Annotated in this window: 15 protein-coding genes; 7 read left to right on the top strand and 8 right to left on the bottom strand. The window is 60.9% G+C overall.

The features are described 5' to 3' along the window. Positions 1-41 precede the first annotated feature (41 nt). The 4 genes from secD to queA form a co-directional block, all read right to left on the bottom strand. On the bottom strand, positions 42-1,907 hold the full coding sequence (gene secD, locus V8G57_RS18690; protein WP_092396644.1) for a protein translocase subunit SecD: 1,866 nt from the start codon (positions 1,905-1,907) through the stop codon (positions 42-44). A gap of 193 nt (positions 1,908-2,100) precedes the next feature. After that, a complete protein-coding gene (gene yajC / locus V8G57_RS18685) occupies positions 2,101-2,454 on the bottom strand; it encodes a preprotein translocase subunit YajC (RefSeq protein ID WP_092396642.1) in 354 nt (117 codons plus the stop codon). Between the two features lie 212 nt (positions 2,455-2,666). Next, the gene (tgt, locus tag V8G57_RS18680; RefSeq protein ID WP_342830628.1) at positions 2,667-3,794 is read right to left on the bottom strand and encodes a tRNA guanosine(34) transglycosylase Tgt; all 1,128 of its coding nucleotides are present in this window, start codon (positions 3,792-3,794) and stop codon (positions 2,667-2,669) included. A 23-nt stretch (positions 3,795-3,817) separates the two neighbouring features. Continuing rightward, positions 3,818-4,837 (bottom strand): tRNA preQ1(34) S-adenosylmethionine ribosyltransferase-isomerase QueA, encoded by a 1,020-nt coding sequence (queA, locus tag V8G57_RS18675; RefSeq protein ID WP_342830626.1) that lies wholly within the window; start codon positions 4,835-4,837, stop codon positions 3,818-3,820. Between the two features lie 162 nt (positions 4,838-4,999). Between queA and recG the strand changes: the two genes are divergently transcribed. The 4 genes from recG to V8G57_RS18655 all read left to right on the top strand — a co-directional run bounded on the left by recG (position 5,000) and on the right by V8G57_RS18655 (position 9,533). Next, entirely contained in the window at positions 5,000-7,120 is a 2,121-nt protein-coding gene (recG, locus tag V8G57_RS18670; protein ID WP_342830625.1) for an ATP-dependent DNA helicase RecG, read from the top strand. A gap of 93 nt (positions 7,121-7,213) precedes the next feature. Next, positions 7,214-8,161, top strand: a complete 948-nt coding sequence (locus V8G57_RS18665) for a LysR substrate-binding domain-containing protein (RefSeq protein ID WP_092396636.1) — start codon at positions 7,214-7,216, stop codon at positions 8,159-8,161. A 116-nt stretch (positions 8,162-8,277) separates the two neighbouring features. Then, the gene (gene ubiA / locus V8G57_RS18660; protein WP_342830624.1) at positions 8,278-9,132 is read left to right on the top strand and encodes a 4-hydroxybenzoate octaprenyltransferase; all 855 of its coding nucleotides are present in this window, start codon (positions 8,278-8,280) and stop codon (positions 9,130-9,132) included. A gap of 80 nt (positions 9,133-9,212) precedes the next feature. Next, entirely contained in the window at positions 9,213-9,533 is a 321-nt protein-coding gene (locus tag V8G57_RS18655) for an ElaB/YgaM/YqjD family protein (protein WP_092396632.1), read from the top strand. Between the two features lie 99 nt (positions 9,534-9,632). Here the strand turns inward: V8G57_RS18655 and proC are convergent, their stop codons facing one another. Together proC and V8G57_RS18645 are read right to left on the bottom strand one after the other, a co-directional pair. Continuing rightward, positions 9,633-10,457: a pyrroline-5-carboxylate reductase gene (proC, locus tag V8G57_RS18650; protein WP_092396630.1), complete on the bottom strand. Its 825-nt coding sequence runs from the start codon at positions 10,455-10,457 to the stop codon at positions 9,633-9,635. Further along, positions 10,447-11,202, bottom strand: a complete 756-nt coding sequence (locus V8G57_RS18645; RefSeq protein WP_092396628.1) for a YggS family pyridoxal phosphate-dependent enzyme — start codon at positions 11,200-11,202, stop codon at positions 10,447-10,449. The genes proC and V8G57_RS18645 overlap by 11 nt, the downstream gene beginning before the upstream one ends. 122 nt (positions 11,203-11,324) lie before the next feature. Between V8G57_RS18645 and V8G57_RS18640 the strand changes: the two genes are divergently transcribed. The 3 genes from V8G57_RS18640 to V8G57_RS18630 are packed head-to-tail and all read left to right on the top strand — an operon-like array spanning position 11,325 to position 14,029. After that, complete coding sequence (locus V8G57_RS18640; protein WP_092396626.1) at positions 11,325-12,368, top strand: type IV pilus twitching motility protein PilT; 1,044 nt, start codon at positions 11,325-11,327, stop codon at positions 12,366-12,368. Between the two features lie 33 nt (positions 12,369-12,401). Continuing rightward, positions 12,402-13,538 (top strand): PilT/PilU family type 4a pilus ATPase, encoded by a 1,137-nt coding sequence (locus V8G57_RS18635; RefSeq protein ID WP_092396624.1) that lies wholly within the window; start codon positions 12,402-12,404, stop codon positions 13,536-13,538. Beyond that, the gene (locus tag V8G57_RS18630) at positions 13,535-14,029 is read left to right on the top strand and encodes a glutathione peroxidase (protein ID WP_092396622.1); all 495 of its coding nucleotides are present in this window, start codon (positions 13,535-13,537) and stop codon (positions 14,027-14,029) included. Before V8G57_RS18635 ends, V8G57_RS18630 begins: the two co-directional genes overlap by 4 nt. A 68-nt stretch (positions 14,030-14,097) precedes the next feature. Here V8G57_RS18630 and V8G57_RS18625 read toward each other — a convergent pair whose 3' ends face one another. Together V8G57_RS18625 and glpK are read right to left on the bottom strand one after the other, a co-directional pair. Next, a complete protein-coding gene (locus tag V8G57_RS18625; RefSeq protein WP_041742976.1) occupies positions 14,098-14,811 on the bottom strand; it encodes an MIP/aquaporin family protein in 714 nt (237 codons plus the stop codon). Positions 14,812-14,907: 96 nt separating this feature from the next. Further along, positions 14,908-16,404, bottom strand: a complete 1,497-nt coding sequence (gene glpK, locus V8G57_RS18620) for a glycerol kinase GlpK (protein WP_342830622.1) — start codon at positions 16,402-16,404, stop codon at positions 14,908-14,910. Between the last annotated feature and the right edge of the window lie 99 nt (positions 16,405-16,503).

Below are 16,503 nucleotides of genomic sequence, written 5' to 3'. Positions count from 1 at the left end.
GCCGCAACGTTATTCAATATGCGCTTGCGCTTGGCCGCGGCTCAAGCGTTCGGCTTCCAGATCTGGCCGATCGACAGGCTGGTCAGCTTCTTCTTGCGGCCGTACCACAGGTTGGCAAAACCGCGCGAGACGAACACCGCCGAGAAAATCGAAGTCAGGATGCCCAGGCAATGCACCACCGCAAAACCGCGGATCGCGCCGGAACCGAAAATCAGCAATGCCAGGCCGGCGATCAGCGTCGTCACGTTGGAGTCCAGGATCGTGGCCCAGGCGCGGTCGAAACCGATCGAGATCGCTGCTTGCGGCGAATTGCCGTTGCGCAGCTCTTCACGAATACGCTCGTTCACCAGCACGTTGGCGTCGATCGCAATACCCAGCGTCAAGGCGATCGCGGCAATGCCCGGCAGGGTCAGCGTCGCCTGCAGCGTCGACAGCACGGCGATCAGCAGCAGCAGGTTGACCGACAGCGCCAGCACGCTGAAGAAACCGAACAGCATGTAGTAGATGATCATGAATACGGCGATCACGGCAAAACCGTACATGGTCGAATCGAAGCCCTTCTTGATATTCTCGGCGCCCAGCTGCGGGCCGATGGTGCGTTCTTCGATGATGGTCATGGGCGCCGCCAGGGAACCTGCGCGCAGCAGTAGCGCCAGATCGGCGGCCGCTTCAGGAGAGCCCATGCCGGTGATCTGGAAGCGCGAACCCAGTTCGCTCTGGATGGTAGCCACGGTCAGGACTTCGCCCTTGCCTTTTTCAAACAGCACGATCGCCATCGCCTTGCCGACCTTGCCGCGGGTAGCGTCGCGCATCTTGCGGCCGCCATCGCCGTTGAGGTCGATGCTGACTGCCGGCTGCTGGTTCTGGTCAAAGCTCACGGCTGCGCTGGAAATATAGTCGCCGGTCAGGACCGGCTCCTTGTACAGCACGACCGGGGCATTCTTGCCGACCTTGAACAGTTCGGACCCGAAAGGCACGGCTGCGGTGGTTTCCGTGCCGCGCGTCACCGACTCGTCCACCATCCGCACTTCCAGCGTAGCGGTGCGGCCGATGATGTCCTTGGCGCGCGAGACGTCTTGCACGCCAGGCAGCTGCACCACGATGCGGTCAGCGCCCTGGCGCTGGATGATAGGTTCGGCCACGCCCAGCTCATTGACCCGCTTCGACAAGGTCGTGATGTTTTGCGTGACGCCGTTGTCGACGATCTGCTTCAATGCTTCCGGCTTGAGCGACGCAGTCAGCGTCGGGTCGCCGCCGGCGACAGGAGGCGCAACCTGGATCAGCATTTCCGTCAATTGCGGCGCCAGCAGGTCGCGCGCCTTGTTGAGCGTGTCCTGGTCGCGGAAACTGATGTCGATGCTGTCGCCGTTGCGGTTGATGCCGCTGTAACGGATGTCCTTGTCGCGCAAAGCGCTGCGGGCGCTGGCTTGCAAGCCTTGCAGACGCTTGTTGATGACCGCCTTGGTATCGACCTGCATCAGGAAATGCACGCCGCCGCGCAAGTCGAGGCCCAGGTACATCGGGAAGGCATGCAGCGCCTGCAGCCAGTGCGGCGTATTCGGCACCAGGTTGAAAGCCACCACATAGGTTGGATCGGTAGGATCTGTATTCAGGTTCTGTTCCAGCAGGGCCTTGGCCTTGAACTGGGTGTCGGTATCGTGGAAACGCGCGCGCACGGTGCCTTGCGCGCCGGTGTTTTCAAACGCCACGCCGTCAGTCTGCAGGTTGCCTTGCTGCAGCACTTGCGACACCCGGTCGGCCAGCGCGCTGTCGACCTTCAATGTCGATTTGCCGCTGCTTACCTGTACCGCAGGCGATTCGCCAAAGAAATTCGGTATGGTGTACAGCACGCCGAACAGCAGCGCGATGACGATCAGAATATATTTCCAGAGAGGATAGCGATTCATATTGATTCAGCGTTCTGTGTGAGTCTCAGAGGGAGTCTCTTGCTTGCATGGTTGGTGCAGCCGATGCCCTGCGTGCAATGTCTTGCCGTGCTGCGCTTGTAGCACTGCGCCGCCAGGCTCTTTTTTATTCCGGACTTTACATTTGAAGAGAGCACCCGCCTGGATGCTCTCGTTCCATCAGTCTGGCGCCTGGTTACAGGGCTGTCTTGATCGTGCCCTTTGGCAGCAATGTGGTGACCGAACCCTTTTGCACCACGACTTCAGTGCCGCTGGCGATTTCCAGGGTGATGTAGGCGTCCGCAACCTTGGTGATCTTGCCCAGCATGCCGCCGGCCGTCACTACTTCATCGCCCTTGGCGAGCGCTTCCATCATGGATTTCTGTTCTTTCTGACGCTTCATTTGCGGACGGATCATCAGGAAGTACAACACGACGAACATCAGGATGATCGGCAAAAAGCTGGTCAGGTTGCCGCTCAGGCCCAGTGGACCGGTAGCAGCAGTAGCCGCAGGTGCAGTTTGCGCGTAAGCGCTGGAAATAATTGACACGAGTTGCTCCAGGTAATAGTTTGAAAATAGCCCAGCATTCTAGCATTGGGTAACGGCATACAACCGTCCAGCCGCCCCCCGGCGCTATTTATTGCCGGGAAAATCGGCCCGATGCGCCGCCCTTATAGCGGGAGTCGGCTGACCAGGCCGGTGTTCATAGACCGGTTTGCCCGGAAATAGTTGCAAAATGCATACTCCTTCCAGGGTAAATCCTATACGCCGCGCGCCCGGTCCAGGTGGAACCGGGTCACGAATACGCTGAACTGCCCGACATCCAGCGCTGCCCGGACATTCTTCATCAGGTCCAGGTAGTAATGCAGATTGTGAATCGTATTGAGCCGCGCGCCAAGGATTTCACCGGTACGATGCAAATGATGCAAGTATGCGCGCGAGAAATTGCGGCAAGCGTAGCAGCCGCAAGTCTCGTCCAATGGCTTTTCGTCATCCTTGTAACGGGCATTCTTGATCTTCAGGTCGCCGAAACGGGTAAACAGCCAGCCATTGCGGGCGTTGCGGGTCGGCATCACGCAATCGAACATGTCGACCCCGTTTTCAACCCCTGCCACCAGGTCTTCCGGCGTGCCGACGCCCATCAGGTAATGCGGCTTGCCGGCCGGCAGGCGCGGGCCGATGTGCTCCAGCACGCGCATCATTTCTTCCTTCGGTTCTCCCACCGACAGGCCGCCGATGGCGATGCCGTGGAAACCGACGTCTTCAAGGCCGGCCAGCGATTCGTCTCGCAGGTTTTCAAACATGCCGCCCTGGACGATGCCGAACAGCGCGTTCGGATTTTCCAGTTGGTCGAATTCGTTCTTGGAGCGCTTGGCCCAGCGCAGCGACATCCGCATCGATTGCGCCGCTTCCTCGCTGGTGGCGGGACGGCCGTCGATTTCATACGGCGTGCATTCGTCGAACTGCATCACGATGTCGGAATTGAGCGATTTCTGGATCTGCATCGAGACCTCGGGCGAAAGGAACAATTTGTCGCCGTTGATCGGCGACGAAAATTTCACGCCCTCTTCGGTAATCTTGCGCATCGCGCCCAGTGAAAACACCTGGAAGCCGCCGGAATCGGTCAGGATCGGCTTGTCCCAGGCCATGAACTTGTGCAGGCCGCCGAATTTATCGAGCACCTCGGTGCCAGGCCGCAGCCAAAGATGGAAGGTGTTGCCGAGGATGATCTGGGCTTCGATCTCCACCAGCTCCAGCGGCGACATCGCCTTCACCGAACCATAGGTGCCGACCGGCATGAAGATCGGCGTTTCGACCGTACCGTGGTTAAGTTTCAGGCGGCCGCGGCGGGCCTTTCCTTCGGTTTTCAGCAGCGTGAATTCAAGCATGGATTTTCAGTCAGTAATCAGGATCAAACGTTATAGGTAAGCAGCATCGCATCGCCATAGCTGAAGAAGCGATAACGCTGCGCGATGGCATGGGTGTAAGCGGCGCGGATGCAGTCGTAGCCGGCAAAAGCCGAGACCAGCATCAGCAAGGTCGATTTCGGCAGATGGAAATTGGTGATCAGGCGATCCACGGTCTTGAAGACGTAACCGGGAGTGATGAACAAGGCGGTGTCGGCGCTGCCCGCCTGTAAAACGCCGGACTGCGAGGCTGATTCCAGCGCCCGCAAGCTGGTGGTGCCGACTGCCACCACCTTGCCGCCGGCGGCCTTGGCAGCACGCACGGCATCGACGGTGGCTTCGGCGATGGTGTACCACTCGCTGTGCATCTTGTGTTCCGCCAGGTTCTCGCTGCGCACCGGCTGGAACGTGCCGGCCCCTACGTGCAGCGTGACATAGGCGAAGCCGATGCCCTTTTGCTGCAAGCTTTGCAGCAAGGCCTGGTCGAAATGCAGGCCGGCAGTAGGCGCCGCCACCGCGCCCGCATGCTTGGCGTAGACGGTTTGATAACGGGTTTCATCGAAAGCATCGGCATCGTGCTCGATATACGGCGGCAAAGGCAGGCGGCCGTGGGCCTCGATCAGTTCGAATACATCGGCCGGGAACACCAGCGTATAAAACTCGCCGACGCGCTCGCCCACCACAACGTCGAACGCTTCGGCCAGGCAGATCCGGGCGCCGGCAGGCGGCGATTTCGAGGCGCGCACCTGGGCGTGCACGGTGCGGTTGTCAACTACGCGTTCGACCAGCACCTCGACCTTGCCGCCGGTTTCCTTGACGCCGAAGAAGCGCGCCTTAAGCACGCGGGTATCGTTGAACACCAGCAGGTCGCCGGGATTCAAGAGGTCGACAATGTCGGCGAAACGGCGGTCCACCAGCTGTTCGCCGTCGATATGCAGCAGGCGCGAGGCGCTGCGCTGCGGCAACGGAGTTTGCGCGATCAGCTCGGGAGGCAGTTCGAAATCGTAATCGGATAGAGAATGCATGCTCGGATAAAAATAATGAAATTAGGCTCAACTTGCCAATACAGCTATAGGCTTTACAATGGCAAACGCTGAAATCTGTACACAACAGGGATGCAGCAACTCGATGCTTTTTTTATGAGCAAACCCGCTATTTTACGCCCTGTGGCCTACAAACCGCCTGATATGCCTGCTCCGAAGCGAAAACCTGCCGCTGCTGCCCCCCCTGCCCCGACTGCGAACACCCGCGCCAGCAAACTGGAAAAGCTGGGCCTGCGCACGGACATGGACCTGGTTTTGCACCTGCCGCTGCGTTACGAAGATGAAACCGAGATTGTCGCCATCCAGCAAGCCGGCATGATGGGCACCAGCGTAGCGCAAGTCGAAGGCGTCGTCACTGCCTGCGATATCCAGTACCGGCCGCGGCGCCAGCTGATCGTCACCATCGCCGACGATAGCGGCCAGCTGGTGATGCGCTTCCTGAATTTCTACGGCAGCCAGACCAAGCAGCTGGCGGTCGGCACCCGGGTGCGCGCACGCGGCGAAATCCGCCATGGCTTTTTCGGCGCCGAGGTGGTCCACCCCAGTTACAAGGTGGTGCTGGAAGGCGCGCCCTTGCCCGATGTCCTGACTCCGGTTTACCCGGCCGGCGAAGGCCTGTCGCAGATTTTCCTGCGCAAGGCGATTGCCGACGCCATGCACAGCATTGCCTGGCACGACACCTTGTCGCCAGCGCAACTGGCGGCGCAGCAGCTGATGCCGTTCGAAAGCGCGGTGCGCCTGCTGCACAACCCGCCACCCGACGTCGACGAGCATGCGCTGGAAGACCGCTCCCATCCGGCCTGGGTGCGCATGAAGTTCGATGAGCTGCTGGCCCAGCAATTGTCGTTGAAGCGCGCCCAGGTCGCACGGCGCGCCAAGAATGCCCGTGCGCTGCCGGTGGTCGGGCAGTTGTCCGCAGCCTTCCTCGCCACGCTGCCGTTCACCCTGACCAAGGCGCAGCAACGGGTGGTGGCCGAAATCAGCGCCGACCTGCAGGCCTCGTTTCCCATGCAGCGCCTGCTGCAAGGCGATGTCGGCAGCGGCAAGACCGTGGTTGCCGCCCTGGCCGCGGCACAGGCCATCGACAGCGGCTACCAGGCAGTGCTGATGGCGCCCACCGAAATCCTGGCGGACCAGCATTTCCGCAAGATCGCAGCCTGGATGGAGCCGCTTGGCGTGCGCGTCGCCTGGCTCACCGGCAGCCTGAAAAAGAAAGAAAAGCTGGCGGCCCAGGCCATGATCGAATCGGGCGAGGCGCAGCTGGTGATCGGCACCCATGCCCTGATCCAGGACAGCGTGCAGTTCGCCAAGCTGGGCCTGGTGATCGTCGACGAACAGCATCGTTTCGGCGTCGGCCAGCGGCTGGCGCTGCGCAACAAGACCGTGTCTGAAAACGGCGGCGGCGATGCCGTCCAAAACACGGCGCCGGTGGTGCCGCACCAATTGATGATGAGCGCCACGCCGATTCCGCGCACCCTGGCGATGACTTATTACGCCGACCTGGAAATCTCGGTGATCGACGAACTGCCTCCCGGCCGCACCCCCATCGTCACCCGCGCAGTCGACCAGGCACGGCGCGACGAGGTGATCGCACGGGTGCATGCAGCGGTGCAGGACGGGCGCCAGGCGTACTGGGTCTGTCCGCTGATCGAGGAATCGGAAGCCCTGCAGCTGCAGACTGCCACCGAAACCTACGCGATGCTGGCGGAAGCGTTGCCGGACCTGCGGATCGGCCTGGTGCACGGCCGTCTCAAGCAAGCCGAAAAACAGGAAGTCATGGACGCCTTCAGCGCCGGCGCCTGCCATGTGCTGGTCGCCACTACCGTGATTGAAGTCGGGGTCGATGTCCCCAACGCCTCGCTGATGGTGATCGAACATGCGGAACGCTTCGGGCTGTCGCAGCTGCACCAGCTGCGCGGGCGGGTTGGACGCGGTTCTGCCGCCAGCGTATGCTTGTTGTTATACCAAAGCCCGCTCGGCTATGTCGCCAAGCAACGCCTGATGACCATGCGCGAAACCACCGACGGCTTCGAAATCGCACGGCGCGACCTGGAAATCCGCGGCCCCGGCGAATTCCTCGGTGCGCGCCAGTCAGGCCAGGCCATGCTGCGCTTTGCCGACCTGGCTACCGACCAATGGCTGGTCGACCGCGCCCGCGACCTGGCGCAAACGCTGCTGCAGGATCCGGCGCCAGCCAGCCAGGCCACCGTCAGCGCCCATCTGACGCGCTGGCTGGGCGGCCGCGAAGATTTCCTGAAGGTTTGAGCGGCATGGGCAAGAATGATGCTTATTTTGCAAAAGCGGCGCTGAAACATGGAGAGACACAATCTCCATCGAAAAATATGCGAAGATAACAACATGACTCTGACCGAACTCAAATATATCGTCGCGGTAGCGCGCGTAAAGCATTTTGGCCATGCCGCTGAAGCTTGTTTCGTGGCGCAGCCGACGCTCTCCGTGGCGATCAAGAAGCTGGAAGACGAACTGGGCGTGGTGATCTTCGAACGCGGCGGCACCGAAATTTCCGTGACGCCGCTGGGTGCGCAGATCGTGGCCCAGGCTGAACGGGTGCTGGAGCAGACCGCCACCATCCGCGAGATCGCCAACCAGAACAAGGATCCGCTGGCCGGCCCGCTGCGCTTGGGCATCATCTATACGGTCGGCCCCTACCTGTTGCCGCCGCTGGTGAAAACCATGATCGAGCAAGTGCCGCAGATGCCGCTGGTGCTGCAGGAAAATTTCACCGTGCGCCTGCTGGAGCTGCTGCGCCAAGGCGAACTGGACGCCGCCATCATCGCCCTGCCGTTCCCCGAGCACGGCCTGATGGTGCAGCCGCTGTACGACGAGCCGTTCGTGGTGGCGCTGCCCAAGCACCATGCCTGGGCCAACCGCACCAGCATCAGCGCCCAGGATCTCAAATCGGAAACCATGCTGTTGCTCGGCAACGGCCATTGTTTCCGTGACCAGGTGCTGGAAGTGTGCCCCGAAATGTCGCGCTTTTCGACTGCCGGCGACGGCATTGCCCGCACTTTCGAAGGTTCGTCGCTGGAAACCATACGCCACATGGTGGCTTCCGGCATCGGCATCACAGTGCTGCCGCTGGCCTCGGTGCCCGATATCGACGCCAAGGACGGCATGCTGCGTTATGTGCCGTTCACCGATCCGGAGCCGTCGCGCCGGGTGGTGATTGTCTGGCGCAAGAGCTTCACGCGCCATGCCGCCATCGAAGCCGTGCAAAAAGCGGTGCTGGATTGCGGCCTGAAAGGCGTTACCTTGCTGCATGACGCGCTTGCCGTCGAAGGCTAAGCCAAAAGCCGATTCATGCTGGCCGGGACAGGACCTGGTTTACGTCCGCCGGCATGTTTCCATCCCCTGTTCTTTTCCCGCTGCCGCCTGGCGGCTACGCTAACATCCAAACCGCAATGAATCGTCTCAAACTCTACTTCCGGCTGATCCGCATGGACAAACCCATCGGCATCCTGCTGCTGCTGTGGCCAACCCTGGCCGCCCTGTGGCTGGCGGCCGAGGGCAAGCCGGCCTGGGCCCTGGTCGCGATTTTCTGCCTCGGCACCGCCCTGATGCGCTCGGCCGGCTGCGCGATCAACGATTTCGCCGACCGCGATTTCGACAAACATGTCAAACGCACCGCCGAGCGGCCGCTGACCAGCGGCAAGATCGCCGCCTGGGAAGCGGTGATGGTGGCCGTCGTGCTGACACTGCTGTCGCTGCTGCTGATCCTGCCGCTGAACACGCTGACCAAGGAGCTGTCGGTCATCGCCGTGATCGTGGCCGGCAGCTATCCCTACTTCAAGCGCTTCTTCGCGATTCCGCAAGCCTACCTCGGCATCGCCTTCGGCTTCGGCATTCCCATGGGTTTCGCCGCGGTCCAGGGAACGGTGCCGGCCGCCGCCTGGCTGCTGTTGCTGGCGAATGTATTCTGGGCCGTCGCCTACGACACCGAATACGCCATGGTCGACCGTGACGACGACCTGAAAATCGGCATCCGGACTTCGGCGATTACCTTCGGCCGCTACGACGTAACGGCAATCATGCTTTGTTACGCGCTCAGTTTAGGATTAGTATTTACAGTAGGCTGGCAATTCGGCCTGCGCGCCTGGTTCAGCGCCGGCATGCTGGTGGCGGCCGGATGTGCAGTCTACCACTACCGCTTGATCCGCAGCCGCGAACGCGCCGGCTGCTTCGCCGCTTTTCGCCACAACAACTGGCTGGGAGCGGCGGTATTCGGCGGGATCGCCCTGGACTATGCGCTCCGGTAGATGTCCGGCGGCAACCCGGCATGATTATCGTGATATATTAGGCAACATCTTTCCCCGCAATCCACATTGAAGAGGCAAACATGGCTACTACCGACAACGTAAAAGAGATGCGCGACAATCTGGCTGGCGAACTCAAATCCGTGATCAAGGAAGCGGAAACCCTGCTCGACGATACCCATGACCATGCGGAAAAAAAATACAACTCGGCCCGTGAGAAACTGAAGGCAGCGCTGGAAACGGCCAAGACGGAACTGCCGAAAGCCACCAAGAAAGCCGTGGCGCACACCAAGCACGCGGCCCATGTCACCGATGAATATGTCGGCGACAATCCATGGAAAGCTGTCAGCGTGGCGGCCGTCATCGGTTTGCTGGCTGGGCTGGCGATTGGCCGCAACAAATAAAGTGCGGCCGGAGCCTCGATACTACTGCGGCTCTAAAAAAAACAGCGGCAATCGCCATGCGATGCCGCTGTTTTTTTTATATGCAATACCGTCCCGGCGCTAGTCGCGTCCGAATTCGTCGCCCAGCTCCTGGCCGCGCAGCGCGGCTGATTTGACGGCAGCGATGATCGCGCCCTTCACATCCGCAGCCTCCATGCTGCTCAACGCAGCATACGTGGTGCCGCCCTTGGAGGTCACGCGCTCGCGCAGCAGGGACACCGGCTCCGACGATTGTGCCGCCAGCTGCGCTGCGCCGGTGAAGGTGGCCTTGGCCAGTTCGATGCCCTGTTGCGCAGTCAGGCCGAGTTCCTGTGCCGCCTGCTGCATTGCTTCGATAAAATAAAACACATACGCCGGGCCGCTGCCGGACACCGCCGTCACCGCATCGATCTTTGCTTCGTCATCCAGCCATACCGTGCTGCCCACCGCGCGCAAGATCAGGTCGGCAGTCTCGCGCTGTGCCGGCGACACGCCGGCGGTGGCGACCATTCCGGTAATGCCCTGGCCGATCAGCGCCGGCGTATTCGGCATGCAGCGCACGATGGCGTCGTGGCCGCCTAGCCAGCGCGCCAGGTCCACCGCGCGAATCCCAGCGGCAATCGACAGCACCAGCTGGGTCCGGACATGCGGCCGCAATTTGGCCACGACTTCCTTCATCTGCTGCGGCTTGACCGCCAGCACGATCACTTCGCAGGCCTCGATCGCGGCATCGATTCCGGTCGCCGTGCTGACGCCGAAGCGCTGCGCCAGATTCTGCAGCGCCTCCGGATTCAGGTCGACCACATGGATGTTGGCGCCGTCGGTCACCTTGCCGGCCAGGCCGCCGATCAGGGCCGCCGCCATATTGCCGCCGCCGATGAAGCCGATATTCAGTTTATTTTTCATGATTCCGTTCCCGTTGCCCAAAAATTGCACTGCCCACGCGCACGATGGTAGCGCCCTCTTCAATCGCCGCCACCATGTCTGCCGACATGCCCATCGACAAAGTGTCCAGTTGCTGCCCAGCTTGCTGTCCAGCTAGCTGCGCGCCCAGGTCCTGCTGCAGCTGCTCCAGCAATTCCCTGGTCTGGCGAAATGCCGCATGCTGTTTTTGCCGGTCGTCGGTCGGCTCCGGTATCGCCATCAGGCCGCGCAGCCTCAGCCCCGGCAATCCCGCAACGGCACGCGCCACAGCCGGCAGTTCCGACGGCGCCAGGCCGCTCTTGCTTGCTTCGCCGCTGATATTCACCTGCAGGCAGATGTTCAGCGGCGCCAGTTGCGGCGGCCGCTGCTGCGACAGGCGCTGGGCGATTTTTTCGCGGTCGACCGTGTGCACCCAATCGAAATGCTCAGCGATGGCGCGCGTCTTGTTGCTCTGGATCGGACCGATAAAATGCCATTCCAGCAAGACATCGTCGCGCTGTCCAGACTTCAGCGCCAGCTCGACCTCAGCCATTTTGGCCAGCGCCTCCTGCAGATAGTTTTCGCCGAAGGCGCGCTGGCCGGCGGCGATCGCTTCCAGCACCGCGTCGGCGCCGAAGGTTTTGGACACCGCCAGCAACGCCACACTGTCAGGTCGGCGCGACACCGCAACGGCCGTGGCATGAATACTGCTATGGACGGCTTGCAACTTGTGCGACATTAAGGACATAATCGGAGAGTTTGAAAATTGCCGTAAAGAACTACCAACTTGCATGGCCAGGCGGTTTTGACAAGCAGCGCCTGGGCAGGAAAATGCATTTCAACAAACAAAATACAGCACAGGGATTATAAATGGACATTTCCGAACTTCTGGCTTTTTCGGTAAAGAATAAGGCATCCGATTTGCATTTATCAGCAGGCTTGCCGCCGATGATCCGGGTTCATGGCGATGTGCGCCGCATCAACCTGCCGCCGCTGGAGCACAAGGACGTGCATTCCATGATCTATGACATCATGAACGACGGCCAGCGCAAGGCGTACGAAGAACATCTGGAGTGCGACTTTTCCTTTGAAATCCCCGGCCTGGCGCGCTTCCGCGTGAATGCATTCAACCAGGACCGCGGCGCCGCGGCCGTGCTGCGGACGATTCCGTCCACCGTACTGACGCTGGAACAGCTCAACGCGCCGCGCATCTTTGCCGAGCTGTCGCTCAAGCCGCGCGGCCTGGTGCTGGTCACCGGCCCTACCGGTTCCGGCAAGTCGACCACGCTGGCCGCCATGGTCAACCATGTCAACGAGAACGAATACGCACACATCCTGACCATCGAAGATCCGATCGAATTCGTCCACCAGTCGAACAAATGCCTGATCAACCAGCGTGAAGTCGGCCCGCACACCCATTCCTTCAGCAATGCGCTGCGTTCGGCCTTGCGCGAAGACCCGGACGTGATCCTGGTGGGTGAATTGCGCGACCTGGAAACCATCCGCCTGGCGCTGACCGCCGCCGAAACCGGCCACCTGGTGTTCGGCACCCTGCACACCTCTTCCGCCGCCAAGACCATCGACCGTATCGTCGACGTGTTCCCGGGTGAAGAAAAGGAAATGGTGCGCGCCATGCTGTCGGAATCGCTGCAGGCGGTGATTTCGCAAAGCCTGCTGAAGACCAAGGACGGCTCCGGCCGCGTTGCGGCCCATGAAATCATGCTGGGCACGCCGGCGATCCGCAACCTGATCCGCGAAAGCAAGATTGCGCAGATGTACTCGGCGATCCAGACCGGCAGCAACATGGGCATGCAAACCCTGGACAGCAACCTGACCGAACTGGTCAAGCGCAATGTGATCTCGCTGGCCAGCGCGCGCGCAGCGGCCAAGACACCGGACAATTTCCCAGGCTAAAAACCGGGCTGCAAATACATTAGGATAAGAATCATGGAAAGAGATCAAGCCACCAAATTCATGCACGACTTGCTGCGCCTGATGGTCAGCAAGCGCGGCTCCGATTTGTTCATTACCGCAGACTTCCCGCCGGCGTTCAAGATCGACGGCAAGATCACCCCGGTGTCGAACCAGGCGCTGACTTCGGTGCATACCCTGGAACTGGCGCGCGCCATCATGAGCGACAAGCAGGCTGCCGATTTCGAAGAAACCAAGGAATGCAATTTCGCCATCAGCCCGGCCGGGCTGGGACGGTTCCGGGCTTCGGCCTTCATCCAGCAAGGCCGGGTCGGCATGGTGCTGCGCACGATCACCACCGACATCCCGAAATTCGAAGACCTGGGCCTGCCGCCCACGCTGAAAGAGGTCGCCATGACCAAGCGCGGCCTGGTGATCATGGTCGGCGCCACCGGCTCCGGCAAATCGACCACGCTGGCGGCGATGGTCGGCTATCGCAACGAAAACAGCTACGGCCACATCATCACCATCGAAGATCCGGTCGAGTACATCCACCCGCACAAGAATTGCATCGTGACCCAGCGTGAAGTCGGCGTCGATACCGACAACTGGGGCGTGGCGCTGAAGAACACCTTGCGCCAGGCGCCGGACGTGATCCTGATCGGCGAAATCCGCGACCGTGAAACCATGGACTACGCCATCGCCTTCGCCGAAACCGGCCACTTGTGCCTGGCCACCTTGCATGCCAACAGTTCCAACCAGGCACTTGACCGCATCATCAACTTTTTCCCCGAAGAGCGCCGGCCGCAGCTGCTGATGGACTTGTCGCTCAACCTGAAAGGCATCATCTCGCAACGCCTGGTGCCGCTGAAAACCGTGAAGGGACGTGCGGTAGCGGTTGAGATCATGCTGAATTCGCCGCTGATTTCCGACCTGATCTTCAAGGGCGACGTGCACGAGATCAAGGAAATCATGAAGAAGTCGCGCGAACTCGGCATGCAGACTTTTGACCAGGCCCTGTTCGATTTGTACGAAGAGGATAAAATCAGCTATGAAGACGCCTTGCGCAACGCTGATTCGGTCAACGATCTGCGTCTCGCCATCAAGCTGCGCGGCAAGGATGCAAAGGACCGCGACCTTGCAGCCGGCACTGAACACCTGGGGATAGTATGACTACCGACACTAGCATTTATGATTTCACCGTCAAGCAGCTGGACGGCACGCCCGAGTCGCTGGCGGCCTTCCGCGGCAAGGTGCTGCTGATCGTCAACACTGCCAGCAACTGCGGCTTCACGCCGCAGTACAAGGGACTGGAAGAGATTTACCAGAAGTACCGCGCACAAGGCTTCGAAGTACTGGGCTTTCCGTGCAACCAGTTCGGCGCCCAGGAACCGGGAACCGCCGACGAAATCGGCGCTTTCTGCGAAAAGAACTACGGCGTCACTTTTCCCCTGTTCGAGAAGATCGACGTCAACGGCGACCACGCGGCGCCGCTCTACCAGTACCTGAAAAATGCGGCGCCGGGTTTGCTGGGCAGCGAGGGCATCAAATGGAATTTCACCAAATTCCTGGTGAACAAGGATGGCGGCGTGGTTGACCGTTTTGCACCGCAGACCAAGCCGGAAGCGCTGACGGCGGATATCGAGAAATTGCTGGGGAAATAAGGCAGGAACATTCCGGACCGGTTCCCGGCTTTGCCGCCAACCGATCCGGATACATCGTCAATCGCAGCTCAATGCGCCATTTGCAGGCCGTACACCAGCGCCGCCAGCACGCCGCCGCAGATCGAACCCACCACAGGCACCAAGGCATAACCCCAGTCGCTGTCGCGTTTGCCGGGAATCGGCAGCAATGCGTGCATCAGGCGCGGGCCCAGGTCACGCGCCGGGTTGATCGCATAACCGGTGGTGCCGCCCAGGGAAACGCCGATGCTCATCACCAGCAAAGCCACCGGCAGCGCGTCCAGCGCGCCCAGGCCCATCTTCGGCGAAGCGATATTCAGCACGCAATAGACCAGCACGAAAGTGCCGACCACTTCAGACACTACGTTGCCGAAAGTGTTGCGGATCGCCGGCGCCGTGCAAAACGCCGCCAGCTTCAAATTGCCGTCCGTAGTTTCGGCGAAGTGATTGCGGTACACCAGCCATACCAGGAAAGCACCCATCATCCCGCCCAGCATCTGCGACAGGATATAACCCGGCACGCTGCCCCAGGCAAACTTGCCGGCCACCGCCAGCGCCAGGGTCACGGCCGGATTCAGGTGGGCGCCGCTGGACGATGCCGCCACAAAAACACCAACGAATACGGCCATCGCCCAGCCGACCGTGATCACGATCAGGCCGCTGCCATGGCCGTGGGTTTTACTTAAAAGTACGTTGGCAACCACGCCGTTGCCAAGCAAGACAATCAGGGCGGTGCCCACGAATTCAGCTAAAAAGGGAGTCATGACGAACTCTTTCGGAAATGGGAAGTGAGAGGAACGCAGATTCTGGCCTGCGTTCCGGTCTGTTTTTATCCAACAGTGCTTGCTACCGGCTGGTGGTCAGGAATCTGCCCACACCGTGGCCGCCGCAATCGCCCGCTGCCAGCCTTTGATGCTGGTCTGCACTTCTTCCGCCGGCAGCGCCGGCTTGAAGCGCTGGTCGAGCTGCCATTGGCCGCGCACATCGTCGGTGCTGCTCCAGTAGCCGACCGCCAGGCCAGCCAGGTAGGCAGCTCCCAGCGCCGTGGTTTCCGTGACTTTCGGGCGCACCACATCCACGCCCAGGATGTCGGACTGGAATTGCATCAGCAGGTTGTTGGCAGTGGCGCCGCCGTCGACACGCAATTCCGGGATGACGATGCCGGCGTCCGCTTCCATGGCTTTCAATACGTCCATGGTTTGGTAAGCGATGCTGTCCAGCGCGGCGCGCGCGTAGTGGGCCGAGGTGGTGCCGCGGGTAATGCCGAAAATGGTGCCGCGCGCGTGCGGGTTCCAGTGCGGCGCGCCGAGGCCGGCAAACGCCGGCACCAGGTAGACGCCGTCGCTGCTCTTGACGCTGCGCGCCAGTGCTTCGATTTCGGTGGAAGTCTTGATGATGCCGAGGCCGTCGCGCAGCCACTGCACCACGGCGCCGCCGATGAAGATGCTGCCTTCCAGCGCGTAGTTGACTTCGTTGCCGATTTTCCAGGCGACCGTGGTCAGCAGGTTGTTTTTCGAAATGATCGGCTTGGTGCCGGTGTTCATCACCATGAAACAGCCGGTGCCGTAGGTATTCTTGACCATGCCGGGTTCGGTGCACATCTGGCCGAACAAGGCTGCCTGCTGGTCGCCGGCAATCCCCGCCAGCGGGATTTCGGAACCGAAGCCCGAAATCTCGGTGTGGCCGTAGACTTCGCTGGAGGAACGCACTTCCGGCAGCATGCTGCGCGGCACGCCCATGATCTTGAGCAGCTCGTCATCCCATTCCATGGTGTGGATGTTGAACAGCATGGTGCGCGAAGCGTTCGAGACATCGGTCAGGTGCAGCTTGCCGCGGGTCATGTTCCAGACCAGCCACGTGTCGATCGTGCCGAACGCCAGGCGGCCCTGGTCTGCCAGCTGCTGCGCGCCTTCGACGTTGTTCAGTATCCAGCGGATCTTGGTGCCGGAAAAATACGAGTCGACCAGCAGGCCGGTCTTTGCGCGGATGGTTTCGGCCAGGCCGTCGGCTTTCAGCTGGTCGCAGAATGCGGCTGTGCGGCGGTCTTGCCAGACGATGGCGTTGTACACCGCCTTGCCGGTTTCGCGATCCCAGACCACGGTGGTTTCACGCTGGTTGGTGATGCCGATGGCGGCGATCGACATGCCGTTCAGGCCGATGTTGGTCGAAGCCTCGGCGGCGACGCCGACCTGGGTCGACCAGATTTCCTGCGGATCATGTTCGACCCAGCCCGGCTGCGGATAGATCTGGCGGAATTCTTTCTGCGCCGAAGAAACGATATTGCCTTGACGGTCGAACAGGATGGCGCGCGAACTGGTCGTTCCCTGATCCAGGGCTAAAATGTATTTATCTTTCAACTTGTCTACTCCAAGGTTGGTGAATCCGCCTGCGCGGACCGGGGGACTTTGATCCGGGGCTGATCCCGGGCCTGTCTTTTTTATCTTCCGGCGCTGCTG

The sequence above is a fragment of the Collimonas rhizosphaerae genome, assembly GCF_038896935.1.
Classification (GTDB): Bacteria; Pseudomonadota; Gammaproteobacteria; order Burkholderiales; family Burkholderiaceae_D; genus Collimonas; species Collimonas rhizosphaerae.
Note: the sequence above shows the minus strand (reverse complement) of the source record. Positions and strands in the feature narration are given on the sequence as shown.